The 25,870-nt window shown below is 44.3% G+C and carries 25 protein-coding genes and 1 tRNA gene; 14 read left to right on the plus strand and 12 right to left on the minus strand.

Annotated elements, in window-relative coordinates; all coding sequences use genetic code 11:
* Positions 1 to 5 precede the first annotated feature (5 nt).
* From AC3WJC_RS03945 to guaB, 3 genes are all read left to right on the plus strand, one after another.
* Positions 6 to 1,280, plus strand: a complete 1,275-nt coding sequence (locus AC3WJC_RS03945) for a M16 family metallopeptidase (RefSeq protein WP_492397768.1) — start codon at positions 6 to 8, stop codon at positions 1,278 to 1,280.
* A 47-nt stretch (positions 1,281 to 1,327) separates the two neighbouring features.
* Entirely contained in the window at positions 1,328 to 2,626 is a 1,299-nt protein-coding gene (locus tag AC3WJC_RS03950; RefSeq protein ID WP_492397769.1) for a M16 family metallopeptidase, read from the plus strand.
* 169 nt (positions 2,627 to 2,795) lie between these two features.
* A complete protein-coding gene (guaB, locus tag AC3WJC_RS03955; protein ID WP_492397770.1) occupies positions 2,796 to 4,265 on the plus strand; it encodes an IMP dehydrogenase in 1,470 nt (489 codons plus the stop codon).
* Between the two features lie 96 nt (positions 4,266 to 4,361).
* On the opposite strand, the gene AC3WJC_RS03960 is transcribed toward guaB, so the two are convergent.
* The gene (locus tag AC3WJC_RS03960; RefSeq protein WP_492397771.1) at positions 4,362 to 4,763 is read right to left on the minus strand and encodes a DUF1573 domain-containing protein; all 402 of its coding nucleotides are present in this window, start codon (positions 4,761 to 4,763) and stop codon (positions 4,362 to 4,364) included.
* Positions 4,764 to 4,893: 130 nt separating this feature from the next.
* Between AC3WJC_RS03960 and AC3WJC_RS03965 the strand changes: the two genes are divergently transcribed.
* The 4 genes from AC3WJC_RS03965 to AC3WJC_RS03980 all read left to right on the plus strand — a co-directional run bounded on the left by AC3WJC_RS03965 (position 4,894) and on the right by AC3WJC_RS03980 (position 9,758).
* Positions 4,894 to 7,326 (plus strand): alpha-ketoacid dehydrogenase subunit alpha/beta, encoded by a 2,433-nt coding sequence (locus AC3WJC_RS03965; RefSeq protein ID WP_492397772.1) that lies wholly within the window; start codon positions 4,894 to 4,896, stop codon positions 7,324 to 7,326.
* A 68-nt stretch (positions 7,327 to 7,394) separates the two neighbouring features.
* The gene (locus AC3WJC_RS03970; RefSeq protein ID WP_492397773.1) at positions 7,395 to 8,114 is read left to right on the plus strand and encodes a hypothetical protein; all 720 of its coding nucleotides are present in this window, start codon (positions 7,395 to 7,397) and stop codon (positions 8,112 to 8,114) included.
* Positions 8,115 to 8,179: 65 nt separating this feature from the next.
* Positions 8,180 to 8,761 carry a nitroreductase family protein gene (locus AC3WJC_RS03975; protein WP_492397774.1) on the plus strand — a complete coding sequence of 194 codons (582 nt, stop codon included), beginning with the start codon at positions 8,180 to 8,182 and terminating at the stop codon, positions 8,759 to 8,761.
* 193 nt (positions 8,762 to 8,954) lie between these two features.
* Complete coding sequence (locus AC3WJC_RS03980; RefSeq protein WP_492397775.1) at positions 8,955 to 9,758, plus strand: murein L,D-transpeptidase catalytic domain family protein; 804 nt, start codon at positions 8,955 to 8,957, stop codon at positions 9,756 to 9,758.
* Positions 9,759 to 9,836: 78 nt separating this feature from the next.
* On the opposite strand, the gene AC3WJC_RS03985 is transcribed toward AC3WJC_RS03980, so the two are convergent.
* Complete coding sequence (locus AC3WJC_RS03985; protein ID WP_492397776.1) at positions 9,837 to 11,372, minus strand: L,D-transpeptidase family protein; 1,536 nt, start codon at positions 11,370 to 11,372, stop codon at positions 9,837 to 9,839.
* 101 nt (positions 11,373 to 11,473) lie between these two features.
* Here AC3WJC_RS03985 and AC3WJC_RS03990 point away from each other — a divergent pair, with 101 nt between their 5' ends.
* Positions 11,474 to 11,992, plus strand: coding sequence for a DinB family protein (locus AC3WJC_RS03990; protein WP_492397777.1), 519 nt, complete (start codon positions 11,474 to 11,476; stop codon positions 11,990 to 11,992).
* On the opposite strand, the gene AC3WJC_RS03995 is transcribed toward AC3WJC_RS03990, so the two are convergent.
* The 6 genes from AC3WJC_RS03995 to AC3WJC_RS04020 all read right to left on the minus strand — a co-directional run bounded on the left by AC3WJC_RS03995 (position 11,987) and on the right by AC3WJC_RS04020 (position 18,462).
* Positions 11,987 to 12,613, minus strand: coding sequence for an HAD family hydrolase (locus AC3WJC_RS03995; RefSeq protein ID WP_492397778.1), 627 nt, complete (start codon positions 12,611 to 12,613; stop codon positions 11,987 to 11,989). The two genes, AC3WJC_RS03990 and AC3WJC_RS03995, sit on opposite strands and share 6 nt — an antisense overlap.
* A 39-nt stretch (positions 12,614 to 12,652) precedes the next feature.
* Positions 12,653 to 13,741 carry a chorismate synthase gene (gene aroC / locus AC3WJC_RS04000; protein ID WP_492397779.1) on the minus strand — a complete coding sequence of 363 codons (1,089 nt, stop codon included), beginning with the start codon at positions 13,739 to 13,741 and terminating at the stop codon, positions 12,653 to 12,655.
* Positions 13,742 to 13,929: 188 nt separating this feature from the next.
* On the minus strand, positions 13,930 to 15,225 hold the full coding sequence (gene aroA / locus AC3WJC_RS04005) for a 3-phosphoshikimate 1-carboxyvinyltransferase (RefSeq protein WP_492397780.1): 1,296 nt from the start codon (positions 15,223 to 15,225) through the stop codon (positions 13,930 to 13,932).
* Positions 15,226 to 15,234: 9 nt separating this feature from the next.
* Positions 15,235 to 16,359 carry a chorismate mutase gene (locus AC3WJC_RS04010; protein ID WP_492397781.1) on the minus strand — a complete coding sequence of 375 codons (1,125 nt, stop codon included), beginning with the start codon at positions 16,357 to 16,359 and terminating at the stop codon, positions 15,235 to 15,237.
* A gap of 181 nt (positions 16,360 to 16,540) precedes the next feature.
* Positions 16,541 to 17,383 carry a prephenate dehydratase gene (locus AC3WJC_RS04015; protein WP_492397782.1) on the minus strand — a complete coding sequence of 281 codons (843 nt, stop codon included), beginning with the start codon at positions 17,381 to 17,383 and terminating at the stop codon, positions 16,541 to 16,543.
* Between the two features lie 200 nt (positions 17,384 to 17,583).
* Positions 17,584 to 18,462: a PH domain-containing protein gene (locus tag AC3WJC_RS04020; protein ID WP_492397783.1), complete on the minus strand. Its 879-nt coding sequence runs from the start codon at positions 18,460 to 18,462 to the stop codon at positions 17,584 to 17,586.
* Positions 18,463 to 18,546: 84 nt separating this feature from the next.
* Between AC3WJC_RS04020 and AC3WJC_RS04025 the strand changes: the two genes are divergently transcribed.
* Complete coding sequence (locus AC3WJC_RS04025; protein ID WP_492397784.1) at positions 18,547 to 18,729, plus strand: hypothetical protein; 183 nt, start codon at positions 18,547 to 18,549, stop codon at positions 18,727 to 18,729.
* On the opposite strand, the gene AC3WJC_RS04030 is transcribed toward AC3WJC_RS04025, so the two are convergent.
* Genes AC3WJC_RS04030 through AC3WJC_RS04040 form a run of 3 tightly spaced genes read right to left on the minus strand, consistent with a single transcriptional unit; the run spans position 18,730 to position 20,207 of the window.
* A complete protein-coding gene (locus AC3WJC_RS04030; RefSeq protein WP_492397785.1) occupies positions 18,730 to 18,933 on the minus strand; it encodes a hypothetical protein in 204 nt (67 codons plus the stop codon).
* A gap of 2 nt (positions 18,934 to 18,935) precedes the next feature.
* Positions 18,936 to 19,997, minus strand: a complete 1,062-nt coding sequence (gene aroB, locus AC3WJC_RS04035) for a 3-dehydroquinate synthase (RefSeq protein WP_492397786.1) — start codon at positions 19,995 to 19,997, stop codon at positions 18,936 to 18,938.
* 3 nt (positions 19,998 to 20,000) lie between these two features.
* A complete protein-coding gene (locus tag AC3WJC_RS04040) occupies positions 20,001 to 20,207 on the minus strand; it encodes an RNA-binding S4 domain-containing protein (RefSeq protein WP_345331565.1) in 207 nt (68 codons plus the stop codon).
* 72 nt (positions 20,208 to 20,279) lie between these two features.
* Between AC3WJC_RS04040 and AC3WJC_RS04045 the strand changes: the two genes are divergently transcribed.
* The 3 genes from AC3WJC_RS04045 to AC3WJC_RS04055 all read left to right on the plus strand — a co-directional run bounded on the left by AC3WJC_RS04045 (position 20,280) and on the right by AC3WJC_RS04055 (position 23,466).
* The gene (locus AC3WJC_RS04045) at positions 20,280 to 21,485 is read left to right on the plus strand and encodes a proline dehydrogenase family protein (RefSeq protein WP_492397787.1); all 1,206 of its coding nucleotides are present in this window, start codon (positions 20,280 to 20,282) and stop codon (positions 21,483 to 21,485) included.
* Between the two features lie 122 nt (positions 21,486 to 21,607).
* Positions 21,608 to 22,171 carry a carboxymuconolactone decarboxylase family protein gene (locus AC3WJC_RS04050; protein WP_492397788.1) on the plus strand — a complete coding sequence of 188 codons (564 nt, stop codon included), beginning with the start codon at positions 21,608 to 21,610 and terminating at the stop codon, positions 22,169 to 22,171.
* 2 nt (positions 22,172 to 22,173) lie between these two features.
* A complete protein-coding gene (locus AC3WJC_RS04055) occupies positions 22,174 to 23,466 on the plus strand; it encodes a sensor histidine kinase (protein WP_492397789.1) in 1,293 nt (430 codons plus the stop codon).
* Here AC3WJC_RS04055 and AC3WJC_RS04060 read toward each other — a convergent pair.
* Entirely contained in the window at positions 23,458 to 24,090 is a 633-nt protein-coding gene (locus AC3WJC_RS04060) for an HAD family hydrolase (RefSeq protein ID WP_492397790.1), read from the minus strand. The genes AC3WJC_RS04055 and AC3WJC_RS04060 overlap by 9 nt on opposite strands.
* Positions 24,091 to 24,154: 64 nt before the next feature.
* On the opposite strand from AC3WJC_RS04060, the gene AC3WJC_RS04065 reads away from it, so the two are divergent.
* A tRNA-Ile gene (locus AC3WJC_RS04065) sits at positions 24,155 to 24,228 on the plus strand.
* Positions 24,229 to 24,520: 292 nt separating this feature from the next.
* Complete coding sequence (locus tag AC3WJC_RS04070) at positions 24,521 to 25,774, plus strand: site-specific integrase (protein ID WP_492397791.1); 1,254 nt, start codon at positions 24,521 to 24,523, stop codon at positions 25,772 to 25,774.
* Positions 25,775 to 25,870 lie beyond the last annotated feature (96 nt).

The following is a 25,870-nucleotide window of genomic DNA, read 5'->3' on the forward strand; positions in this document are numbered from 1 at the left end:
GATACATGGTTAAATTCAACCGTTTTACACTGAGCAACGGCCTGCGGGTAATTGTTCACGAAGATAACACGACACCCATGGCGGTGGTTAATATACTTTATGATGTTGGCGCACGCGATGAAAACCCCGGCCAAACAGGTTTTGCCCATTTGTTTGAGCACCTGATGTTTGGCGGCTCCGTTAACATTCCAACTTATGACGAACCTTTACAGCGCGTAGGTGGCGAAAACAATGCCTTTACCAGCAATGATATAACCAATTATTATATCACCCTGCCATCGGCCAACCTTGAAACGGCCTTCTGGCTGGAAAGCGACCGGATGCTGAGCCTCGCCTTTAGCGAAAAAAGCCTGGAAGTACAGCGCAATGTGGTTATTGAAGAGTTTAAACAGCGCTACCTGAACCAGCCTTATGGCGATGTATGGTTAAAGTTGCGTCCGCTGGTATATAAACAGCACCCTTACCGTTGGGCAACCATAGGGCAGGAAATAGCCCATATTGCCGATGCGAAGATCGAGGACGTTAAGGCTTTCTTTAAAAAACATTACACCCCGCAAAACGCCATTATGGTAGTTGGTGGCGATGTAGATACCGAACAGGTAAAACAACTGGCCGAAAAATGGTTTGGGGCGATACCTGCCGGCGAAAAATACAACCGCAATTTGCCTGTTGAGCCGGAGCAGCACGAAGAGCGCCGCGATACGGTTACCGCAAAGGTGCCGCTTAATGATGTGTACATCGCATTCCAGATGTGTGGCAGGCTGGATGAAGGATATTACGCGGCCGAACTAATGTCTGACATCCTATCACGTGGTAACTCATCGCGCTTATACCGCAGCCTGGTTAAAGAGAAACAGTTGTTTAGCGAAGTACATGCTTACATAACCGGCAGTTTAGATAAGGGCATGTTTGTGTTAGAGGGTAAGCCTTTGGAGAACATTACCATAGAGGCTGCCGAGGCTGCTATTTGGCAGGAACTCGACCGGCTTAAAAATGAAGATGTACCCGCCGATGAACTGACTAAGGTGCAGAACAAAACGGAATCGACCATGGTATTCTCAGAGATGGCGCTGCTTGAAAAGGCCATGAACCTTGCCTGGTTTGAATTACTGGGTGATGCCGATATGCTGAACCGGGAAACCCAAAAGTATTTAGCTGTTGACGCAGCACAGATCAGGGAACAGGCCAATGCTATTTTCAGGAAAGATAACTCATCAACATTAATTTACCTGGCCGAGCGGTCAGTTGACAGTGAGCAGTTTGCTGTTGACAGTGAATAGTTTGCAGTTAATAACAACAGTTATTAATCACCAATAACGATTGCCTAATGACCAATGACCCAATGACTAATATAGACAGAAGTACAGCGCCTGAATTTAGGGCTATAAACGATATTAACTTGATTGAGCCGCAGCATATTAAGCTGGCCAATGGCTGCAATGTTTTTTGCTTTAACAATGGCGATCAGGAGTTATTACGCATGGAATGGATATTTGGCAATCTGCGTTTTAACGCGGAAAAACCATTGCTAAACCAGGCCGTAATGGCTTTACTTACCGAAGGAACGCAAAACTTCACCTCGGCGCAGATTGCTGATAAAGTTGATTTTTACGGTGCTTTTTTACAGGCCGAGTATGGGTTTGATCAATCGCAGGTTACGCTGTTTAGCCTTAACAAACATTTGCGCGAAACGCTGCCTATGGTGAAGGAAGTTTTAACCAACGCCATCTTCCCTCAAAAAGAAGTTGAAACTTACGTGCGTAACCAGCAGCAAAAGCTACAGGTTAGCCTGCAAAAAAATGATGTGGTTGCACGCCGGGTTTTTAACAAGGCTTTAAACGGCGATACCATTTATGGCTTTGCAGGCGAGGCTGCCGACTACCAGGCGCTTGACCGTGCCGACTTGCTGGAACATTATAAACACATGTTCCGCCCGGATAACTGTACGCTGATCGTGGCCGGTAAGATAGAGGAGCAGGCCCTGAATATGATTAACGAATTATTTGCCAGTAGCTGGGAAAACAAAGGCGAACCTGCAGATACCACCCAGCCCGAAGTAGTGCGAAGTACTGAACGTTTTTATTATACCGAAAAGCCTGATGCCCTGCAATCAGCCATACGTTTAGGCGTGCCTGCGGTTAACCGCACACACCCGGATTTTCCGGCTTTGCAGGTATTAAATACCGTTTTGGGTGGTTACTTCGGTTCAAGGCTGATGGCTAATATTCGTGAAGATAAAGGTTATACTTATGGTATAGGCTCAGGTATCAGTTCGTTAAAACACAACGCGCTATGGTTCATCGCCTCCGAAGTAGGGGCCGATGTATGCAAAGCCGCCGTTGCCGAAATTGAAAAGGAGCTTAACCTGTTAAGAACCGAACTGATAGCCGATGATGAATTGGCCTTGGTAAAAAACTATATGCTTGGATCACTGCTGGGCAGCCTGGAGAATGTTTTCTCTCATGCCGATAAATTCAAGAATGTGTATTTCGCCGGTATCGGGCTCGATTATTACAGGCAATATACCGAGAAGGTAAAAGCCGTAACCTCCGCTGAATTACAGCACCTGGCTAATCATTACTTGAATTTTGATAGCTTTTACAAAGTTATCGTAGGTAAGTATTAAATAGCAATAGATATAGGAGGTTGTGTCATACTAAATACAACCTCCTGTATCATTATCACTCTAAAGCAATATTAAAGCTACCCGGTACGAATTAGTTACCCGGTATGCTAAAAATCAAAATAAAATCATACCTTTGCCCGGCAAATAATAACTCCTAAAATTATTTGCTATGCAGTCAGAGTCCTCAAAATTTGTCGCCGAAGGTTTAACGTATGATGATGTATTGCTGTTACCGGCATACTCAGAAATACTACCCCGCGAAGTAGACACATCATCTTACATTACCAAAAAAATTAAGCTGAACGTACCATTGGTTTCGGCCGCTATGGATACCGTTACCGAAGCGCAGCTTGCTATTGCAATGGCACAGGCAGGCGGTATGGGTATGCTTCATAAAAACATGAGCATACAACGCCAGGCTGATGAGGTACGTAAGGTAAAACGCTCAGAGAGCGGGATGATTCAGGATCCGGTTACACTTAATGTGCACGCTTTACTGGCTGATGCTTTTAAAATAATGAAGGAATACCGCATTGGCGGCATCCCCGTTGTAAATGATGAAGGCCAGCTAAAAGGCATCATTACCAACCGCGATCTGCGTTTTGAGAAAGACGGTACCAAGCGTGTTGAGGATGTGATGACCAAAAGCAACCTGATCACCGCCCCTAAAGGCACCACGTTAATACAAGCCGAAGAGATATTGCAAAACCACAAAATTGAAAAACTTCCTGTGGTTGATGAGCAAAACGTATTGATCGGTTTGATCACCTTTAAGGATATACAAAAATTTAAAAACTTCCCTAACGCGTGTAAGGACGAGCATGGCCGCCTGCGTGTAGGTGCAGCCGTAGGTGTTACCCCTGATACCATGGACCGTGTAGACGCGCTGGTTAAAGCAGGTGTTGACGTTATCGCTATTGATACGGCGCACGGCCACTCAAAAGGAGTTATTGATAAGCTGAGAGAAGTAAAAGCCAAATATCCCGATTTGCAGGTTATAGCCGGTAACATTGCCACAGGCGATGCTGCCAAAGCCCTTGCCGATGCCGGTGCCGATGCTGTTAAAGTTGGTATTGGCCCGGGTTCTATTTGTACAACCCGTATTATAGCCGGTGTAGGTGTACCGCAATTATACGCTGTTTATGAGTGTGCTAAAGCCCTTGAGGGCACAGGCGTACCGGTAATTGCCGATGGTGGTATAAAACACACAGGCGATATTGCCAAGGCCATTGCAGCCGGTGCAAGTTCTATTATGGCAGGTTCGCTGTTTGCCGGTGTTGAGGAGTCGCCGGGCGAGAGCATTATTTACGAAGGCCGCCGCTTTAAATCATACCGTGGTATGGGTTCAATAGAGGCGATGGAGCAAGGCTCAAAAGACCGCTATTTTCAGGATGTTGAGGATGATATTAAAAAGCTGGTACCCGAAGGTATTGTAGGCCGTGTACCGTACAAAGGTACTCTTGCCGAGGTAGTATACCAGTATGTAGGTGGTTTACGTGCCAGTATGGGTTACTGCGGTGCTAAGGATATTCCTACCCTACAGCAGGCACGCTTTGTAAGGATCACCGCCTCAGGTATCCGCGAATCGCATCCGCACGATATCACTATTACTAAAGAAGCACCTAATTATACCCGCTAATTTAAATAGTTAAATATAAAAAAATCCCTTACCGTTTTGGTAAGGGATTTTTTTATGGGAAGAGAATTTGCCTCTTCAATAGAATAACAAAAAAAATTATTTGGTTGTTGTTTTGGCATCCTTAGCGGTAACCTCACCAACAATGATCAGGTTTTTTTGCGGGGTTTTAGCGTTTGATGTTACCACAATAGTTTTGCTGAACGGTGATACGGCTGCCGCATTGTAAGTAACCTTGATATTGCCTTTTTCGCCTTTTTTAACCGGAGTTTTAGTAAAGTCAGCAATAGTACAGCCACATGTTGGCCTTACATCAGCAAGTATAAGGGGCTCCTGGCCCACATTGGTAAACACAAAAACGGTTGATACCGGTGTGCCTTGTGGTATTTTACCAAAGTCGTGTTTTTCTTCAACAAACTTAAATTCGGGTTTGGTGTCTTGCGCGGAAGCTGTTAAAGCAAAGCCGAAAACGACTGCGCATATTAGTAGTAACTTTTTCATATTCATCATAGTTGTTGTAACAAATATACCTTTTTAAATATAAACCAACGTTAATTGACGGTTGTTTGATTGTAAAATATAAATTTACAAAATAGAATTTTATAATTTTACCGCTCAAACGGAATTTTCTATGTCAAAAACTGCCCTCTATACCGCCGGAAAAGATGATGCTGCCGAGATCAGTTTTGATGATTTTAAGCAGATCGTCATTAATGATTACCGCGTAGGCTTTGAAAGCCGCCAGGCAAGTTTGCTTGGCAGGCGCGAGGTGCTTACGGGTAAAGCGAAGTTCGGCATATTTGGTGATGGTAAGGAGGTGGCGCAGATAGCCATGGCCAAGGCCTTCCGTAACGGCGACTGGCGCGCGGGCTATTATCGTGATCAAACCTTCATGTTCGCTACGGGCATGAGCAATCTTAAAGAGTTTTTCGCGCAGTTATACGCGCACCCCGATACGGAAAAAGAACCGGCCTCGGGCGGCAGGCAGATGAATTGCCACTATGCCACCCGTTATGTTAACCCGGATGGTACCTGGATAAACCAGGCTGAGCGTATGAACTGCTCTTCAGATATGTCAACCACCGGGGGGCACATGCCGCGTTTGCTGGGTTTGGCTTACGCCTCAAAGTTATACCGCCAAAACCCGGATCTGCATCAGTTTAATAATTTTTCGGTAACCGGTAATGAGGTAGCCTTTGGAACCATAGGTAACGGCTCCACATCCGAAGGGCTGTTTTTTGAAACCTTTAACGCCGGTGGGGTATTGCAGGTGCCTATGGCTATTTCCGTTTGGGATGATGCCTATGCTATCTCCGTACCTGCAAGCCTGCAAACCACCAAGGAAGATATCTCCGAAGCATTGCAAGGTTTCCAGCGGGAAAAGGGCACCAATGGTTACGAGATTTTTAAAGTGCGCGGATGGGATTATGTAGCCCTTTGCGAAACTTACCAGTACGCCATACGCCTTTGCCGCGAACAGCATGTGCCGGTATTGATCCACGTTATGGAGATGACACAGCCACAGGGGCATTCCACATCAGGTTCGCACGAGCGTTATAAATCAAAGGAGCGCCTGGCCTGGGAGGATGAATATGATTGCCTGCGCCAAATGCGTAAATGGATGATCGAGTCGGCCATCGCAAGTCCGGAAGAAATTGATGTGCTTGAGGCAGCCGCCAAAAAACACGTGCGCGATTGCCAGCGCGAAGCCTGGAACGAGCTGACCACTGAGATAGATGCCGAAATGAATGAAACGGTGCAACTGATAGATCAGTTGGCACAATATTCATCAGCCAAGGCAGAGCTTACTAATATTATTGCCCATTTGCGTGCCGGTGTTGACCCGGGCCGTAAGGATATGGTAGGCGCCGTACGTAAAGCGCTGCGCCTTACTACCCACGAGCAGCTTATTGAACGCAAGGCCTTGCTGGACTGGCTTGCTGACGAAGTAGAAAAAAACAGTAAAAGATACAACTCGAAATTATTTTCAAATACGCCATACTCACCGCTTAATGTACCTGTTGTAGCGGCCGAGTATGATGAGCATGCAAAGATGCTTGACGGGCGCGAAGTGCTTAATGCCTGCTTTGATGCCAATTTTGAACGCGATCCACGCATTGTTGCCTTTGGTGAAGACGTAGGTGCCATTGGCGATGTAAACCAAGGGTTTGCCGGGCTTCAAAACAAATATGGCGACCTGCGGATTACCGATACCGGCATACGCGAATCAACTATTATTGGGCAGGGGGTAGGCTTGGCCATGCGTGGTTTACGGCCTATTGCGGAGATACAGTATATGGATTACCTGCTGTACTCCATCAACGTATTGAGTGATGACCTGGCCAGCCTGAGCTACCGTACCGCGGGCGGGCAGCAGGCACCGCTTATTGTGCGTACCCGCGGGCACCGCTTAGAAGGGATCTGGCATTCAGGTTCGCCCATGGGTTTGATATTGAACTCCATGCGTGGCCTGCATATTTGCGTACCCCGTAACATGACACAGGCTGCCGGCATGTACAATACCCTGCTGCGTGGCGATGAGCCTGCATTAGTGGTTGAATGCCTTAACGGCTATCGCCTTAAAGAGAAATTACCCGAGAACGTAGGCGAATTTACTGTGCCGCTGGGTAAGGCCGAGGTTTTACATGAAGGTACTGATATTACTGTAGTATCCTACGGCTCAACGCTGCGTGTGGTGCAGGAAGCCCTGCCCGAACTGGAAAAGATGGGTGTGAGTGTTGAGGTGATCGACCCGCAAACCCTTTATCCTTTTGATCTGGATAATGCCTGTGGCGCATCCCTGCAAAAAACCAATAAGCTGCTGGTGGTTGATGAAGACCTGCCCGGAGCAGCATCAGCTTACATCCTGCAAAAAATAATAGAGAATCAAAACGGTTATTACTATCTTGACGGACAGCCTAAAACGCTTACGGCCAAGGAACACCGCCCGCCTTACGGTTCGGATGGTGATTACTTTACCAAACCAAGCGTTGATGATGTGATAGAAGCAGTTTATAATATGGTGAGTGAAAGTAATCCAAATAAATTTCCGCCGATATTTTAAAGCGGTATATATAAAAAACTTTATTATGATGCCTTCCTGGTTATATTTGGGAAGGCATTGTTGTTTATATGAAATACCTCATCCTTATCATCCTGCTGATCTCCGGGCTTAATAGTTACGCCCAATATCCTTTTGAAAAATATCCGAAACCTAAGTACAAGGCTCTCTCTTTGAAAGTGCTTATACAAAATGATTCACAATTCGTTGCAAAATCAAGTACTTATAAAGGTTATTCAATTAAACTTGAAGAGGGTAGAGGTGACGTTAAAGTATCTGTATATTACAATAACACATGTATCAAAAAAATTTTAGCTGATTTAGGGCCGCTATGGAATACTTTGCCATCTGACTCTGCCCTTTACGCTGCTGATATTGATGGTAACGGATTAGTCGACTTTAAATTAAAAACGTACAATAATGGTAGTGGCCTGGCTGGCTCGCTCATGCATAAGCTGTTCTTATTTAATAGGGGTGGCAGTAAATTCTCGGCTGTATATTATATGGATTTTTTCGATAATGATGAGTATGATCTGAATGGTGATGGTCGTTATGAAATAATTACGCAGCATTATAAGCAATATGAATTTAATAACCACGCTTATTGGGTTTTCGATCTGTTCAACTTTAGAGAGGGTAAAATTATTAACGTTAGTGCGGCAAACAATTATCCCATAATGGTTCAATTTCTTTATCGTGATAACTACAAAATAACCAATCATTTTACCCGCAGCCAGATGAGGAAGTTCTCGGTAAAAACGCCACGATTATTGAGTATATCAACTAATTAAGGGTGTCAATTCCATCACGCCATAAAATTTACTTAATTTGCGCTCGTTAAACAAGATTATATTTTATGGATAACAACACATTTTCAACCATATCAACCGTTATAAAAAACCGCCGTACCATTAAACCGGCCGTAATGAACGGGCAAAAAATACCTAATGGCCACATTGCCGCTCTATTGGAGCTGGCCGACTGGGCACCAACCCACGCTTTTACCGAGCCATGGCGTTTTGTGATCTATGAAGATCCGACGGTTTTTTGCAAGCAACATGCTGAGTTGTACAAAACCCATACTCCGGCCGAAAATTTTAAAGAGGCGACATATACCAACCTGCAAAATATAGGCAACAATGCTTCGCACGTGGTTATCGCTATCATGAAACGTGGAAGCAACCCTAACATACCGGCTATAGAAGAGGTGGCGGCAGCTTCGGCGGCTATACAAAACACCTTAATTGCGGCTACGGCACTAAATATAGCCTCATTTTGGAGTACAGGTGGCATGACGCTGAAACCGGCCATGAAAAACTTTTTAGAGCTTAGCGAAGAGGATGCCGTACTTGGCCTGCTGTATTTAGGTTATACCGATGCCCAACCCGAAGGCAGGCGTACCACACCGCTTGAGCAAAAGGTTAGGTGGGTGAAATAATCAAAATAGTTAATTCAATGATCTTCAATAGCTTTAAAGGAAATTTAATTTCTTTTAAAGCTATTGTGTTATTTGGGTGACAATAAATCTCTGCTTAATGCGTATATTTGTTTTCCAATTCACGAGATACATTCTTTAATACCTAAATCTCAACGCTTTTAAAATTATTAACAGTAGCTAATTTTAAATGAATATGAGAAAATATTTTTTATGGGTGGCTTGCACACTTTTGATCGTTTTTTCAATAGGTTTTATTAGTTGGAGCCCGGCTTCAAATAATAAAAGTGCACATAAAGTTACCTCCACCACAAAACATACCGCTACGCTTAGCGAATTATACGGGCAGTATGTTACCGACATTTACAACACCGCGCAGCTACAGCTTACCGGTATGGATGCACTTGTTTTTCAAAAAGCGATTACAGGTTATATTAACCTTAAAATGGCGCATAAACTGCCTGAAAACAGCAACGTAATTACCGTGGTTGATTTTAATAGATCAAGCCGTGAAAAACGCATGTGGATCATTGACCTGGCAGCTAAAAAGCTGTTGCTGAATACCTGGGTATCGCACGGGCAGGGTAGTGGTGACGATATGGCGGCAGCCTTTTCAAACACCGAACACTCGCATCAAAGCAGCCTTGGTTTTTACGTCACTGACGATGTTTATGTAGGTAAACATGGTCGTTCCTTAAGGTTGAATGGTATGGATGCCGGTTTTAACAGTAATGCCCGCCAGCGTGCCATTGTGGTACACGCGGCTGATTATGTGAGCCAGGCTTCAATTAACCAATTAGGCCGTTTAGGCCGCAGCCACGGTTGTCCGGCAGTGTCTCCTGAGGTTTGTGAAACCGTTATTAATACCATTAAAGGTAGAAACATGCTGTATATAGCTGGTAATGACACTCGTTTCGCTTCAAAATATCTGGACGAAAATATAGCCGAACAATTTTTATTAACCGCTGCCGATGGTCAGCATGTGGCTAAAGTACTTTAATAATTTCCTTCTATATAAAAAAGAAAACGGTGCAGATTTTAAACCTGCACCGTTTTTTTTTGTAATCATTTTTGCTGATTATACGGTCAGCATCTTTTTCATATAACCGTAAAGCACAACGTCAAGCCCATAAACGTCCGGCCTGAATTGCAATTTTCCGCCTTCATCAACCCAACAGGTAACGTAGGTTAAGTAAACAGGCACCTTGCTTGGTAAGGATATATCGGTTGGCTTATCGCTTGGGTTTTCCATTTTCTCTACAATGGTTTTATACTTATCGCCATTACCAAACAGCGCTTCAGCCAGTTTTTGAGGCTGCTCAACACGTACACAACCGTGGCTAACCGCGCGCATGTTTTGGTTAAAGGCGTTTTTAGCAGGCGTATCATGCAGGTAAACACTGCTGCCGTTCTTAAACAAAAATTTGATCTTACCCAATGCATTTCCGTCACCCGGGCGTTGTTTAAAGGAGTATTCAGTTTTTGACGCGCTGCCCCAGTCAATAGTTTCAGGGTCATCAACCTTTTTGCCGTTTTGGTATACATCGATGCCTTTGTTATCCAGATAATAAGGGTCTTGAGCGGCTTCAACCATAATTTCTTTAGAAGCGATGCTGGTTGGAATATTCCAGACCGGGTTAACCTGTACGGTATAGATCTGGCTGTTTAACTGAGGTGTTTCGCGTGAGAAAGGGCGGTCAACCTTATCGCTTTCATCATACTCTACCAAACTTACTTCTTTATCCATATTACGGCCTTCGCCCACACAAACCTTCATGTTTAATGCTGATTTTCCATCCTCCATCACATCCAGGCGGTAATCAGGAATATTTACGATCACATATTTCTTGGCATCCGGTTTATTCTTCCAGCGCAGGCGCTCCAGGTTTACGGCAAGGTAACGTTCACTTTCTTCAGGTGTCATGCCGGGGGCCTGCACCTTATCAGCTAATGCCTTTTGCAAGGCTTTGTATTGCGAGCTTTTTGGCTGGATGCTGTCCAGGTATGTTTTCAAATCTGTAACAGCGAAGATCTTTTTATTGGATGCACTGTCGGGGCGCAAGGTAGTGGTATAGTAACGCTGGTATATTTTACGCGGACTAACCAATCCAAACTGCATGGCGTTTGAATAACGCATTAATGAGTTTGCGGTAAGCAGCTCCAGTTTAGCCAGAGTGCTGTAGGCAGCATCAACATTTTTAATGGCTTTTTTATCCTGAATTCGGGCAAGCAAAGCTTTAATCGTATCGGTACGAAAGATCTGCGGGTTGATACCATGCTGCGAGGCATTGCTAAGGTAAGTAGTTAAAGTTTTCAAACCATCCTTTTTCAGGTTGTTAAGCACCAGCACGGGCTCATAGTCATTCTGGCTATAGTACGATGCAATAACATCAGGATAGGTAAGATTGGCTTTATTGTCGGCAATCGCTTTTTTAAAGGCCTCGGCAAAACCTTCGTTGGTCATGTCCTTAAATGCTTTGTTGCCGGTAGCGCTGGCCATTTCTTTTGCCAGGTCCGATTTGCTTTTTTTACATCCCGGTATTACGGCAATAAACGCCAGGGCAATGGCAGCTACAAATAATAAGGTTTTTTTATGGGTTGTTTTAGTAATCATATATAGATGATAAATGTGTCGAACCGTTTAATGCAATAGCCGTACCACAGTATTTACACACGGCTTACTTTGGCAAATAGCTTTTTACATAGATTAGCGTTATGGAAAGTAAAAAGCTCCCGGAAGTTTGGCAGCGTGGCCCTGTTGCTGGTGTCCCGGCATTGTTGCAACCCGTAGCACATGCGCTATTGCAGGCAAATGAGGAGATTAATGCGTTAATGAAAGGTTTTCCGGATGATCTGCTATATAAAAACCCTGCCGGACAGGCATCGCCAGCTTTTCATTTGCAGCACTTAACCGGTGTGCTCGACAGGCTTTTTACTTATGCCCGTGGCGAAATGTTGAATGCTGAGCAGTTAACTTACTTATCACAGGAAGGGAAGTTGGCTCAAATACCATACACTGCGGCCGATTTAGCTTCGGCATTTAGTACGCAGGTAGATAAAGCCTTAGCGCAACTACGCAACACCGATGAGGCCACCCTTACTGATTTCAGAGGCGTGGGCAGGGCGCAAATACCTTCAACGGTTATTGGCCTGCTGGTACATGCCGCCGAGCATACCATGCGGCATACTGGGCAGCTCTTGGTTACAGTGAAAATATTACAAGCCGGATTATAATACCAGCTCGCTTATATCGTGGTGATTGGTGATTCGGTAATCGGCCTCAGCGTCAGTATATATTTTTTCACGATCGTATAACACGGTTTTTATACCCACTGCTTTAGCTTCCTTGATCTCTGATTCCGGATCGTCGCCAATGATGAGTACTTCGTCTGCCGAGTAGTTATACTTTTCCAGGATCTGCGTAAACATGTGACGCTTGGTCTTTTCGGTACTGTCCGGGTCAACCACGTAGATCTGCTTAAAATCTCCGGCGATGCCCAGCATTTTTACCTTGCTGTTTTGCAGCTTTACAAAACCGGTGGTTACCAAAAATTTATCTACAGGCAGGGTTTTAACGTAACGGTAATCATCATAAGCCTCCATAGGCTTGTTGTAGGTAAGGTTCCTCAGTAATTCGGTCGCCTGTTCTATCAGGCTGTCGCTAAAGCCAAGTTCGTCGGCTATTTTTTGGAACGGCCTTTTGGTCATTTCTTCCTTAGCGGTTTCAATGTCCGATGAACTCAGGCCGTCTGCCTGCTCTTCAATCAGTTTAAAAAGGTCGGTAAACAGCTCGCCAGCTATGGACTTTGCCGGGTAAACGGTGTTATCAAGGTCGTATATTAAAGCACGTATCATGTAAACATAACGTGCTTTTTATGGGGATGTTTGTAACGATTATACTTTAGCGGTCCTGTTGCGCAGCACATGGTCGGCTAAAACCAGCGCCGCCATGGCCTCAACAATAGGCACGGCGCGTGGTACCACACAAGGGTCGTGGCGGCCTTTGCCGCTGATCTCTGATGCTTCGCCGGCGCTGTTAACGGTTTGCTGATTGTGCATAATGGTCGCTACAGGCTTGAACGCTACCCTGAACTCGACAGGCATACCATTGCTGATACCGCCCTGTATACCGCCCGAAAAGTTGGTGATGGTTTCCACCTTACCCTCATTATTGCGGAATATGTCATTATGCTCGGAGCCTCGCATCTCGCTGCCCTCAAAACCGGAACCGAATTCAAAACCATGTACAGCGTTAATGCTCAGCATGGCCTTGCCTAAATCGGCGTGTAGTTTATCAAATACCGGCTCGCCTAAGCCAACGGGTACATTGGTAGCAAAGCAGGTAACTTTACCGCCAACAGTGTCGCCTTGCTTTCGGATGCCGTCGATAAATTCGATCATTTCTTCGGCAGCAGCAGGGTCTACACAGCGCACGATGTTTTGCTCACGGGCTTCAATAAAAGCCGAAGCATTATTAATATCCACGTTAGGTGCGTTTATTTTGCCTACGCTGCTTACATGCGCGAACACCTCAATACCCTGCGTTTTCAGGAATAGCTTGGCCAGTGCGCCAGCCGCTACACGCGCCGCGGTTTCGCGGGCTGATGAACGGCCGCCACCACGATGATCGCGGATGCCGTACTTGGTAAAGTAGGTAAAGTCGGCATGTGACGGACGGAATACATCCACATTATGGCCATAATCCTTGGAGCGCTGATCTTCATTCGGGATGATCATGGCGATAGGCGTACCCGTAGTTTTGCCCTCGAACGTGCCCGAAAGTATCTGCACCGTATCGCTCTCCTTACGCTGTGTGGTAATCTTTGACTGCCCGGGTTTACGCTTATCCAGCTCAGCCTGAATATAATCCAGGTCAACCGGTAACTGCGCCGGGCAACCGTCTACAATCACACCGATAGCCTCGCCATGCGATTCGCCAAATGTTGTTATCCTGAATATTTGCCCGAAGGTATTGCCTGCCATGGTGATAGATATGAGAAGTTAGATATGAGTATTGAGATATTATTTTATTTACGTCTTGCCAGGTTTAACCCCTCCTAAATCCTCCCCCAAGGGGAGGACTTGATTTTAGCCCTCCCTTTGGGAGGGTTGGGTGGGTTTGTACCTCGCACTGACGGTTTGTAATTGTTCTTAGCTTTTAGCTTTAACCTTTACGCTTTCAGCTCAAAATTGACTTTTTCCAGATCCTGCCAGAATGCCGGGTATGATTTTTCGACAACCATAGCATCTTCAACCTCCACTTGCGGAATTACCAGTGCCAGCGGCGCAAAGGCCATGGCCATACGGTGATCTTCATAAGTATTGATGAAAATACTTTCGGGAATAAACTTTTCGCTGCAATCCAGTTTGTAAACTAAACCCTTTTCAATCAGCTTAACGCCCATTTTGCCCAATTCGTTCTGTAAGGCTGCAACACGGTCGGTTTCCTTTATTTTCAGGGTTTCCAAGCCTGTAAAGGTAGCTTCGTGCCCTAATGCCGCGCATACCACAATAACGGTTTGCGCCAAATCAGGGCATTCCTTCATGTCGAATATTTTGCGTTGGATAGGTTTCGGCTCCTTTTTCAAATGAACACCACCATCTTTAAACTGTGAGGTGATGCCAAAGTTCGCCATGATCTCGGTGATCACGCTATCGCCCTGCAAGCTGTATGAGGTTAGTCCGGGTAAAAACAGTTCGGCTTCATCAGCCAATGCAGCAATGGCGTACCAGTAAGATGCCGCGCTCCAGTCAGGCTCCACAGGTAGCGATGTCTCGCTGAACTCCTGGTTAGCTATGCTGATCACGTTGCCTTCCCAGCTATGCTGAATGCCTGCTTGCTTCAGCATAGCCAAGGTCATCTCCACATAAGGGCGGGAGGTAAGCTCCCCCTCAATATGCAGCTCTAAACCTTGCGGCAACTTAGCGGCTATCAGTAACAAAGCGGTAATATACTGACTGCTAATGTCACCCTTAATGCTGATTTGGTTGGTTTGCTGCTCAAAGCCGCCGCTTATTTGCAACGGCGGAAAGCCATCCTTTTCAGCATAGGTAATGTTAGCGCCCAGTTTACGCAAGGCATCAACCAAAATACCGATAGGGCGCTGTTTCATACGCTCGGTACCGGTAAGTATTACCTCACCCGGTTGCAGTGCGAAATAAGCCGTCAAAAAACGCATAGCCGTCCCCGCCGGGCCGATGTTTACCGTTTTTGGCCCATTGTAGATAGTCGATAGTCCATGGTCAACGCTTTGTTCATGGACTATGGTCGATGGACTATGGTCTTTCAATATCCCTGCCAGCGTAACAGTATCCGCCGCGTCCGACAGGTTTTTAACCTTTACGCGGCCGCCACTCAGGGCCTCAATAACGAGCGCACGGTTGCACTCGCTTTTTGAGCCTGTAAGTTGTATGGTGCCGTTGGCGGTTTTATCTGTTTTAGTAAGGATGATGTTACTACTACTCATTATCCCTGGTTACGCTTGGGTTAATTTTTCTTCCACTTGCTCCTGGCCTTCGTTCAGGATGATACCCTGGCGACGGATAGACTCTGTGTGAACCAGTTCTAACAGTTTCTCGGTAAACTCAGCGTCGAGTTTCAAGGCCTTACCATAATCGGTGGTTTTTTTCAGGATCTCTTCCCAACGGTTTACCTGTAAAATGGTGATGTTATTCTCTTTTTTGTATTTGCCAATTTGCTCGGCAATGGTCATACGCTCAGCAACTTTCTGGATGATCAGGTCATCAATTTTGTCTATCTTGTTGCGTAGCTCGGTTAATTTATCACTTACAGCAGCGCTTTTAACTTCAGGTTTACGCAAGGTAAGGTGGTCAATAATGTCTGACAGGGCAGCAGGGGTAACCTGTTGTTTAGCATCTGTCCAGGCAACTGAAGGGTCAATGTGCGATTCGATCATCACGCCTTGCATATCCAAATCGAACGCCTTTTGAGCGATGTAGCCGATCAGGTCGCGGTTACCGGTAATGTGGCTTGGGTCATTGATGATCGGCAGATCAGGCACCTGTGTTTTCAGGCTGATGGCCAAATCCCACATCGGGTCGTTACGGAAGGTAGTATTACCATGTGATGAAAAACCACGGTGAATAGCCGCCAGCTTAGTAATGCCCGCGTTGTTGATACGCTCTAAAGCACCAATCCATAATGAAAGATCAGGGTTAACCGGGTTTTTTACCATTACCGGTACATCAACACCTTTAAGGGCATCAGCAATTTCCTGTACAGTGAAAGGGTTAGCGGTTGAACGTGCACCTACCCAAAGAATGTCAACTCCGGCAGCCAAGGCTTCTTCAACGTGTTTAGCAGTAGCAACCTCAACTGCAGTTGGCAGGCCGGTTTCTTCTTTAGCGCGTTTTAACCACTCCAGGCCAATGCTGCCGATACCCTCGAACTCACCCGGACGGGTACGTGGTTTCCAGATACCTGCACGCAGTGCGGTAATTTTTCCGGTGTTGGCCAGTAGTTTAGCGGTGGCTACTAATTGATCCTCAGTTTCGGCACTGCAAGGGCCTGCAATTACCAAGGGCTCTTTACCCGATGTTATCCAGGTATTTAATGGTTCTATGTTTAAATTCAGTTTCATGATCGTTGTTTGTTTTTTGAGTCCGGAAGTCGGTAAGACCGAAAGTCCGGAAGTAAATTTTATATTGTGTTAATTAATTGTTTTGTTTTGAGTCCGGAAGTCCGAAAAGTCGGAAAGTCCGGAAGTTTTTGTTTTTCCTATCTCCGGACTTTCGGTCCTACCGACTTCCGGACTACCAAAGCTATGAAAGCCCCTCCTCATACCGCTTATATTCGCCCAGTATATTAAAGTTGTGTGTGTACTTTAATATTTGGCGCAGTGCGGTATCATAATTGGGCTGCTCAGCCCATTCCACGTCCAGGTAAAAGTTATATTCGTTACGTTTACCCAGTACCGGCATGCTCTGTATCTTGCTCATGTTGATGTTGTTCTCGGCTAAAATATTAAGCACCTTGGCCAGCGAGCCTACCTCATTACTCACTTGGAAGCATAACGATGCTTTGTTGGCCTCCACCTTAACTGCATTGTCATGCGTGGTGAGTATTAAAAAACGGGTAAAGTTCTTTTTGTTCGATTCGATGCGGCGCTCTAAAATTTCAAGGCCGTATAGTTTGGCGGCCAGCGTGTTGGCAATAGCTACGGTATCGGTAAGCTGTTCCTCACGAATGCGTTTGGCGCAGGCGGCGGTATCATTACTCTCCACGATCTTGATCTGCGGATAGTCCTCAAAAAAATCAACACACTGGCGTATAGCAATCGGGTGCGACATAGCCGTTTTAACATCCTCAAACGCCACGCCCGGCAGCGCCATCAGGTGCAGTTGTATAGGCAGGTAAACCTCGCCCACCACCGGGAAGTTGTAGTTTAGCAGCAGCGAGTAGTTAGGCAGCAGGCTGCCGGCAATACTATTCTCTATAGCCATTACCACATAGTCAGCCTCGCCGTTTTTCAGGGCTTCAAAAGTTTGTTTAAAAGAGTTGCATTCAATAGTCTGAATGTCCTCGCCAAAGTACCTGAAGGCGGCCTCTTCGTGAAAGGAGGCGCGTATACCCTGTATTGCAACCCGTGGTGTTCCGTTTATCATAACCCTGTTAAAGCAAAAAGTCCCGGCCTTTATCGGGCCGGGACTTTTCAGTTTCTTCTGTATGTTAGTTAGTGCATATCAGTCCCGGCTCTTACCTGTTAAAGTAAAAGTAAAAACCGTAAAAATATGCGTTGTTATTAATCATCGTTTTGTTTGATGCCGCTAATGTAAGCGTTTGGATAATTTGTTCCAAATAAAATTTAAAATGTTTTTAAAAAAGCATCTATTGATTTCTTATTTAAAAGCGGCAAGTGATTATATGTATGTTCAACTTTTATATTTTTGAGCTTTGAAACAAGTGTTAATGGTTGTATTACTAATGATGACAACTTAATACTCCGGCCATCTTTAAAGATAATCTCTGCGCACAATCTTGCAGGACGTCTTGAAAAAGGTATTTCTGATACAATAATTTTTTCTACATCTTTTTTGTACAACTTGTTTTTTGTGGTATCGGTATACAAGTAAAAATGATCTTTACCTTTCGAAATAACTATCTTGAGACCTTTAGAATATAAATAGTGGTTGATATTCCTAAATAAAATTAACGCCGGAATTATACAGAATACTGCAAATATTGACGCGTAACCGTGCATGATTACCAAGCCTGTCCATAAAAAGAAAAAAGTAAATAAACCGCCGAAAAGAACCTTTAAACACCATAAATAAATATTAAATTCATAAGTGAAATCATGGGTTAGAAAATGGTTTTTACTGTTGAAAGTAAAGTGTTTTCTGTCAAATAGCTTTTTAGGAAGAGTGTCCTGAAAGAAACTATGAACAGTTAAAATTATTTCTTCAATGTCCGCCGTATAAAACTCATATAGCTTTTCTTTTCGGTCAAAGTAATATTGAGCAAACTTGCCGTTAAAATACAAACCGATTTTCAAATACTCGCCTGCTTCATTACATATCGTTATCGACGGCCCTGTTAGTTGAATGTCCGTCAAGTGGCGTTCATCCTCCCAGGGGAATGCTTTAATCAGCGCTATGGTTTCTTCCAGGTCACGAGGTTTCTCGGCAGAAAACTCGCCGGTTTCGTAGTTTTTGTGCTGTACTTTTGAGATAAATTCAGGCATAGTAATTAGCAGCTAATATATACTTTAAAGCGGTTTTATTAAACTAAAACATATCCGCAGCGTTATTGAATAAAACATTACATCATGAATAACGATCCAAAAGATATAAAACAAACCAACGACGACAGCAACCTGCACCGTGATGAGATTGGCGAGAACACCGGTACCGATACGCAACTAAACAAAAGCGTTAAAACCGATGCCGTTGAGCAGGAGGAATCCACAAGCTCAAACAAAGAGCAAGGCCCGGCCGGGGAGAATTTGTAGTTAGTTGTTTTTGACTTTAGGTTTTCTTAGGGTAATTAATATAATGCCGATAATTACTACCGGAAGCCAGAGCATAAAACTATACATGGTAATTTTACTGTAAACCTCTGATATCGGTCCTCGGTGTGCAAATCCGTCAATCCCCATAAAGAACATGGCTACACCGATTACGGTTACAATAATGCCGGGTACCTTGCCCTTCATAGCTATTGCAGGTTACGATAATAATCCAGCGCTTCAAAAAGTTCCTCTTTGGTGCAAATGTTATCAATGTTGAACTTCCCGATAGCGGATAGGAGGGTGCAGTTTACTTTACCGTCCATGTTCTTTTTGTCCTTTAGCATTATGCCATAAAGCTCCTCATAAATATCAGGGCTAAAGCTAAAGCGTGGGTATAGCTTATTGAAAGTAGCGGTGATCTCATTCAGTTCCTCAGCCTTTAACCCTGTTTTTTTGTGGGCCAGGTAGCTTTCGCAAATCATGCCTATGGCAATGGCTTCTCCGTGGGTAAGCGAGTCGGGTTTATCATTCAATGCCCACGTTTCAATGGCGTGGCCAATGGTGTGGCCAAAGTTCAGGCTCTTGCGGATGTTTTTTTCCGTAGGATCTTCCATCACCACCTCATTTTTCAACACTACCGAACGGTGTACCAGCCCGGTTGAAGGCTTGGTAAGGTCGCTTTGTTTAAGCTCATTCCAGTAAGCGGCATCCAGTATCAGGCCATGTTTCAGCATTTCGGCCAGGCCCGATAGTATCTGTCGTGGAGGCAGGGTATCCAAAAAATCGGTATCAATAAAAACCGCCTTGGGCTGGGTAAATGTGCCGATGATGTTTTTAATACCATCCACATCAATCCCCGTTTTACCACCAACCGACGCGTCAACCTGCGAAAGCAGGGTAGTAGGCATGTGCACAAAATCGATCCCCCGTTTATAGGTTGATGCCGCGAAACCGCCCATATCGGTAATTACACCGCCGCCCAGGTTTACCAGCAGGCTTTTTCGGTCAGCCTCAAAATCAATCAGCATTTTCCATACGCCAATGCAAAAGTCAATGTTCTTGCTTTCCTCGCCGGCGTTTATTTCGATCAGGTCGTAATTACCCAGGGTGTTAAGCTTATCGGTTAATTTGGGCAGGCAGTGTACGCTGGTATTTTCGTCGGTTAAAACAAAAAAACGGCTGTATTTACCACGCTCAATAAACGCTATAAGTTCATCAATACTGTTTTCAAAAAAAATAGGGTAGTTATCGCTCTGGATGGTTTGCATAATTTAAATGATCCTGATGGTTTGTTTTCTGAACTCAACAACGTCGCCCTTTTTTACTTTCAGGCGTTTGCGGTAGTCAACCTGGCCGTTATACTTTACTTCGCCCTCGGTAACAACAATTTGCGCTTCGCCGCCGGTTTGTACCAAATTGGTGGCTTTAAGTAGCTGAATTAGTGGGATGTACTCGCCCTGTAGTTCAAAATTGATCATGTATGCGGCAAAATTAAACTATTGCGGCATAAATGAGCGATTTAATTAACGCATTTTATATTTTTGCACCATATGACCTCGTACTCTACAAACGGCAGTGCTAAACCCGCCGAAGGACTATCTTTTGATAATACGGAAGTGGCTTTCAGGCATTCAACCAACGGTGAGCTAAAACGAGCTTACTGGCTGTTCCGTATTATTAATGTTAACTTTTTGGTTAAGATAGGGCCGCCCATTACCAACTTTGCCGTTAATATCGGTCTGCCGATTAAAGGGCTTATCAAGGGCACCATATTTAAGCAGTTTTGCGGCGGCGAAACCATTGCTGAGTGCGATGCTACCATCAAAAACCTGCACGATGGTGGGGTGGGTACTATCCTTGATTATTCGGTTGAAGGAGAGGACGAAGAAGCTGTATTTGATGAAACCCGCGACGAGATCATCCGCACCATCAAACGCGCTACCGGCGATCCTGCTATTCCCATCACCGTATTTAAGGTTACCGGAGTCGGTCGTTTTTCATTGTTAGAAAAGCTGGATGCAGGTGCCCCACTTACCGCTGATGAGATGGCCGAGTGGGCCAAGGTGCAACAGCGTGTGCTTGATATTTGCCAAAAAGCGTATGATGCACAAGTGCCAGTAATGATTGATGCCGAGGAAAGCTGGATACAGCTAACCATTGATGCCCTGGCCATGGACATGATGCGCCGTTTTAATAAAGAGAAAATCATCATCTATAATACTTACCAATTATACCGCCACGATAAACTTGCCTCGCTAAAAGCCGACCATGCCATAGCGGCCAATGAAGGCTTTGTATTGGGTGCCAAATTAGTGCGGGGTGCCTACATGGAAAAGGAGCGCAAGCGTGCTGCGGAGATGGGCTACCAATCGCCTATACAGCCGGACAAACAATCGGCAGATAAGGATTATGATGAAGCCGTACGTTACGCGGTAAAAAACATTGATACACTTGCCGTAGTTGCCGGTACCCATAATGAAAGCAGTTGCCGCCTGCTGGCCGAGCTGATGGATCAGCATGATATTGAACACAAGCATCCGCATGTTTACTTTTCGCAATTACTGGGTATGAGCGATAACCTGAGCTTTAATTTGGCAAATGCGGGATATAATGTAGTAAAATACGTACCTTACGGCCCTATAAAGGCGGTTTTGCCTTACCTTTTTCGCCGTGCGCAGGAGAATACAGCCATAGCCGGACAAATGGGGCGTGAACTTAGCCTCATTGTAAAAGAAAAAAAGCGCAGGGGTATCTGAGACAGACCATCTGCAAATTAAGCAGCGTTGCCTGCACATCTACCATTTACTATTTAATAGGAAAGCAGATCTTTTTTAACTTCTGATAAGGGGTGATTTGATATATAATCCCCTATAAAAATATGTCGTTACGTTTTAAGTTAGTTGAATACGAGGACGCACGTCCGGAGGTGAAATTAATATACGAGGAGACCATGAAAGAAATGGGTATTCCGTTTGTATTAAACTGGTTTAAATGCCAGGGCAACAATGCCACCGTATTACGTGGTAATTGGGAGAAGTTACGCAACACCATGTTGCGCGGAACGGTGCCCTTTGTGCTGAAGCAGCTTATAATATACAATATATCCAACTTAAAGGGCTGTGATTACTGTGCGCAGGCACATGGCAGTATTGCCGATAGCCTGGGCAAGGCACTTACCGGCAAGGATGACCTGAAACTTACGGATAATTTGCAGAGCGCCTACATACCGTCATCATACCGCAAGGCCATCGAAGTAATTACCCGCTGCGCTTTAGCGCCCCGTAATACTACCGATGACGATTTTGAAGAACTGCGCGATGAGGGTTTTAGCCTGGAAGAAGTGCAGGAACTGATGGCCCTGGCTGACCTGACCAATATGGTAAATACCATTGCCGATATATCGGGCATTCATATTGATAACCAATTGATGGAGCCCAGGTAAATATGGATTCCACGGCAGGAATACTTCAAAATTCGCAACGGCTGCGCTATGAGGCGCTATCAAATTTTGCTACTGACCTTAACAAGGCTGCGTCATTTGATGATATAGGCGCAGCGCTTACGGCTCATGCTAAATACATCATTGATACCTATGTGCTGCGCGTTTGTCACCGGCATAAGGGTGAGGTGTGGTGCTTTGAGGTGTCAAGGGGCGAATGCAAGATATCCCGCCCTAAAAAAAACGCTATACACCGGTTTGAACTGGAGGTGCTGGCTAATGGTTTGCCGGTGAGCTACACTGATGATGATCCGGCTATATCTCCTTTAGCCAAAACGATATTTATTGATCCGAAAATAAAATATGTAAGGGCTTTACCGGTATTTTACTTTGAGGATCAGTCCGTAGTGGTTACTACGATGGCAAAAACACACGTAGTACATGCGGAACTCGATTTTAAGTTTATACGCAGCATTGCTGATTTGGCCGCCAATAAATTATTGCAGATCGAGTTGTTAAATGAGATAGAACAGAACAACCGCGAGCTGAAAAAGAAGAATCAGCAGATAACCAAACTTAACCGTAATCTTGAACAAACGGTTGCTGTACGTACGGCTGAGCTAACCGCTGCCAACCAGGAGTTGCTTACCCTGTTTTACCGCACCTCGCACGATTTTAGGGCACCGCTTGCCAATATTATGGGATTAGCCAACCTGGCCAAACTGGTAACAACGGATGAGGACGCGCTTGACTTGTTTGCCAAATGTGAGCAGGTGGTACACCGGCTTGATGGCATGCTTTCAAAACTGAATGTTTTGAGCACTTATTCATATAAAACACAAATAGGCGAGGTTGACTTTAAAAAGCTGTTGAATAATTTAAGGTCGAAGTACCAGCAGCGCTTAACCGAAATAGGAGGTAAGATGGTGTTTGACGTAAACCTGTCTGAAAAGCATATCGGTAACGCGCATGATTACATCAGCATATTTGATAATTTGATTGAGAATTCAATCACATTCCACAAAGGAGGCTTACTGATACAAGTGTATTTGTTTAAATATAAAGATAACCTTGTGCTAAAATTCAGTGATAACGGACAGGGTATAGCTCCGCGTATTATCAGTAAAATATACGATATGTATTACCGCGGCCACTCCGCCTCAACCGGTAGCGGGCTGGGCTTGTACGTGGTACGCAGGTTGGTAAAATCATTAGGCGGCGAAATTTATGTGCAAAGCAAGCTAAAGCAGCACACTTATTTTATGATCAAGGTGCCGTTTAGCCAGCCGTTACAATAATCCGTTTCGATTAAAATAAGCCTGCAAAGTGTCGGGCACTGTCATTAAAAAAGTGTTGATGCCCAGTTTTTCGGCCCCTTTCAGGTGCTGCGGACTATCATCAATAAAAAGTGTTTCTTCGGCCTTTAAATTATTCTCGTTCAATACCATTTCAAAAATAGCCGCTTCGGGTTTGCGTTTGCCGGTAAGGTGCGAGTAGTAGGTTCTCTCAAATAAATGATCGTTACCCATAAAGCCGAACTCTTTTTCCAGGTAGTTCATAATAAAATCGTAATGAATAGCATTGATATTGCTGAGCAAAAACGTGCGGTATTTTTTCTTTAGTTGCAGCAATAAGTCATGCGTACCTTCGGCTACGCCGATCAGCATACTGTTCCATGCGTTGTCAATTTGCGCATCAGTAAGAGCAGAATTACCGGTTAAGTGCCTGATACGGTCTCTGAAAGCGGCCGCGGTAATCTCACCCCGGTCAAACGCGTCAAAAATTTCATCCTGTTTTAAATGGCCGAAGAAATCGCCGGAGTTATTGATACCCAGCTCACTCCAAGCCTGTTGTGCTTTCTCGAAGCTGATGTTGAAGATAACGTTGCCATAATCAAAGATGATATTTTTAATATTTTTCATTATTTGCTTTACTAATTCAGTGCAAATATGTAATATTGCGCCTCGAAAATCAACAAAATTTTCAGCGCCTATAGCTCAGTTGGTTAGAGTAGAAGACTCATAATCTTTTGGTCCCTGGTTCGAGCCCAGGTGGGCGCACAAAGTAGACCTGATCTACCCCTCGAAACCCCTTAAATCAACGATTTAAGGGGTTTTTTCATTAATTATCCCCTTACCAACCCTTTGTAAAGCCAACGTTCTTGTTACCTATCCGACTACCTGTTTTTTGTTTTTACCTTAGGTAACACAAATCGCTTCAATAGATTGGAATACAGTCCATTGCAGCGTTAAAAGTTATTTTTAAAGTCAACTTTTCATGCGTTTGAGTTACCTGCTGTGTTACCAAAAACGGGATGAAGTATGAAACATTTAAACTTAAAAATCAAATTTTATGCAAACATCACAGTCGTTCGGTATTCATTTTACCACCCGTCCTGACAAAGCGAAAGATGGAAAAGAACCCATTTATGCCTGCGTGACCGTAAACCGCCAGCGGGCATACATCGCATTAAAACAAAATGTTGATCCTAAAAATTGGGATAGCGGTAAAGGTGCTGCAAAGGGTAATAAGGATGAAATTAAATCCATTAACAACTATTTGGAAGAAGTTAGGCTTGCAATCGGCAATAGCTACAAGGAACTTCAGATCAAAAGGAAAATGTTATCGGCCAAAGCCGTTAAAGACCATTATCTAGGAGAGGAAGCCGAAGTATATTCCCTGAGCCGCCTTATAACCTATCATAACAAGACTTCCACTGAAGATCTGAAATGGAGTACGCTGAAACATTATTATGTCACCCAGCGCTATTTAATGAAGTTCCTGGAGGCGCAGTTTAATGCCACAGATATCTACTTGCATCAACTGGATTACAAATTCGTCAAAGATTTTGAGGTCTTCCTTCGTAATCACAAACCTAAAGATCACCAAAAACCTATGAATAACAACGGAGTGATGAAACACATCATCAGGCTTAAAAAGATGGTCAACCTTGCGCAAAATCTTCGTTGGATAGATAATGACCCATTTGCTAACTATAAATTGAAAATGCAAAAAGTAAACCGGGAGCAATTGTCTGATAAGGACTTAGCCAATCTAGAAGAAAAACATATCACTATCGAGCGCTTGGCCATGGTACGGGATATATTTGTTTTCTGCTGTTATACAGGCCTTTCATACGTAGATGTAATGAGTTTAACTCCATCTCACATCGTGGCCAGTAGTGACGGAGAACGCTGGATTAGAACATGCCGGGAGAAAACGTTAATACCCGTTAATGTGCCACTATTGCCGCAGGCTTTAAAAATATTAGATAAATACAAAACGAATATTCGCGCGATGTGCGATGGTACTGTGTTCCCAATCATATCGAACCAAAAAGTAAACAGCTATTTAAAAGAGCTGGCCGATATTTGTGGAATTACAAAAAATGTAACCTTTCACATTGCTCGCCATACGTTTGCTACGACAGTTACATTATCAAATGGGGTTCCAATTGAAACAGTTAGTAAAATTTTAGGGCATACTAAGATCACTACCACGCAAATTTATGCGAAAGTCGTTGAAAGAAAATTGAAAGAAGATATGAAAAATTTGAAAGATAGACTGGAAAACGGCGCAATTAAAAATTCGGGTAACTCTGACTAAAATTTTTTTTTGACATCTGGTGTCTTGAATTCAAGAGGAAAGCATAAGCTTGTTTTGACGAATAAGCTTATGCTTTGAAACAGGCAGTGATTGCAA

This window comes from Mucilaginibacter sp. FW306-07-L, from assembly GCF_058782065.1.

Coding starts and splice junctions, on each gene's coding strand:
- AC3WJC_RS03945 (WP_492397768.1), top strand. CDS start 6: ATGGTTAAATTCAACCGTTTTACACTGAGCAACGGCCTGCGGGTAATT.
- AC3WJC_RS03950 (WP_492397769.1), top strand. CDS start 1,328: ATGACCAATGACCCAATGACTAATATAGACAGAAGTACAGCGCCTGAA.
- guaB (WP_492397770.1), top strand. CDS start 2,796: ATGCAGTCAGAGTCCTCAAAATTTGTCGCCGAAGGTTTAACGTATGAT.
- AC3WJC_RS03960 (WP_492397771.1), bottom strand. CDS start 4,763: ATGAAAAAGTTACTACTAATATGCGCAGTCGTTTTCGGCTTTGCTTTA.
- AC3WJC_RS03965 (WP_492397772.1), top strand. CDS start 4,894: ATGTCAAAAACTGCCCTCTATACCGCCGGAAAAGATGATGCTGCCGAG.
- AC3WJC_RS03970 (WP_492397773.1), top strand. CDS start 7,395: ATGAAATACCTCATCCTTATCATCCTGCTGATCTCCGGGCTTAATAGT.
- AC3WJC_RS03975 (WP_492397774.1), top strand. CDS start 8,180: ATGGATAACAACACATTTTCAACCATATCAACCGTTATAAAAAACCGC.
- AC3WJC_RS03980 (WP_492397775.1), top strand. CDS start 8,955: ATGAGAAAATATTTTTTATGGGTGGCTTGCACACTTTTGATCGTTTTT.
- AC3WJC_RS03985 (WP_492397776.1), bottom strand. CDS start 11,372: ATGATTACTAAAACAACCCATAAAAAAACCTTATTATTTGTAGCTGCC.
- AC3WJC_RS03990 (WP_492397777.1), top strand. CDS start 11,474: ATGGAAAGTAAAAAGCTCCCGGAAGTTTGGCAGCGTGGCCCTGTTGCT.
- AC3WJC_RS03995 (WP_492397778.1), bottom strand. CDS start 12,613: ATGATACGTGCTTTAATATACGACCTTGATAACACCGTTTACCCGGCA.
- aroC (WP_492397779.1), bottom strand. CDS start 13,741: ATGGCAGGCAATACCTTCGGGCAAATATTCAGGATAACAACATTTGGC.
- aroA (WP_492397780.1), bottom strand. CDS start 15,225: ATGAGTAGTAGTAACATCATCCTTACTAAAACAGATAAAACCGCCAAC.
- AC3WJC_RS04010 (WP_492397781.1), bottom strand. CDS start 16,359: ATGAAACTGAATTTAAACATAGAACCATTAAATACCTGGATAACATCG.
- AC3WJC_RS04015 (WP_492397782.1), bottom strand. CDS start 17,383: ATGATAAACGGAACACCACGGGTTGCAATACAGGGTATACGCGCCTCC.
- AC3WJC_RS04020 (WP_492397783.1), bottom strand. CDS start 18,462: ATGCCTGAATTTATCTCAAAAGTACAGCACAAAAACTACGAAACCGGC.
- AC3WJC_RS04025 (WP_492397784.1), top strand. CDS start 18,547: ATGAATAACGATCCAAAAGATATAAAACAAACCAACGACGACAGCAAC.
- AC3WJC_RS04030 (WP_492397785.1), bottom strand. CDS start 18,933: ATGAAGGGCAAGGTACCCGGCATTATTGTAACCGTAATCGGTGTAGCC.
- aroB (WP_492397786.1), bottom strand. CDS start 19,997: ATGCAAACCATCCAGAGCGATAACTACCCTATTTTTTTTGAAAACAGT.
- AC3WJC_RS04040 (WP_345331565.1), bottom strand. CDS start 20,207: ATGATCAATTTTGAACTACAGGGCGAGTACATCCCACTAATTCAGCTA.
- AC3WJC_RS04045 (WP_492397787.1), top strand. CDS start 20,280: ATGACCTCGTACTCTACAAACGGCAGTGCTAAACCCGCCGAAGGACTA.
- AC3WJC_RS04050 (WP_492397788.1), top strand. CDS start 21,608: ATGTCGTTACGTTTTAAGTTAGTTGAATACGAGGACGCACGTCCGGAG.
- AC3WJC_RS04055 (WP_492397789.1), top strand. CDS start 22,174: ATGGATTCCACGGCAGGAATACTTCAAAATTCGCAACGGCTGCGCTAT.
- AC3WJC_RS04060 (WP_492397790.1), bottom strand. CDS start 24,090: ATGAAAAATATTAAAAATATCATCTTTGATTATGGCAACGTTATCTTC.
- AC3WJC_RS04070 (WP_492397791.1), top strand. CDS start 24,521: ATGCAAACATCACAGTCGTTCGGTATTCATTTTACCACCCGTCCTGAC.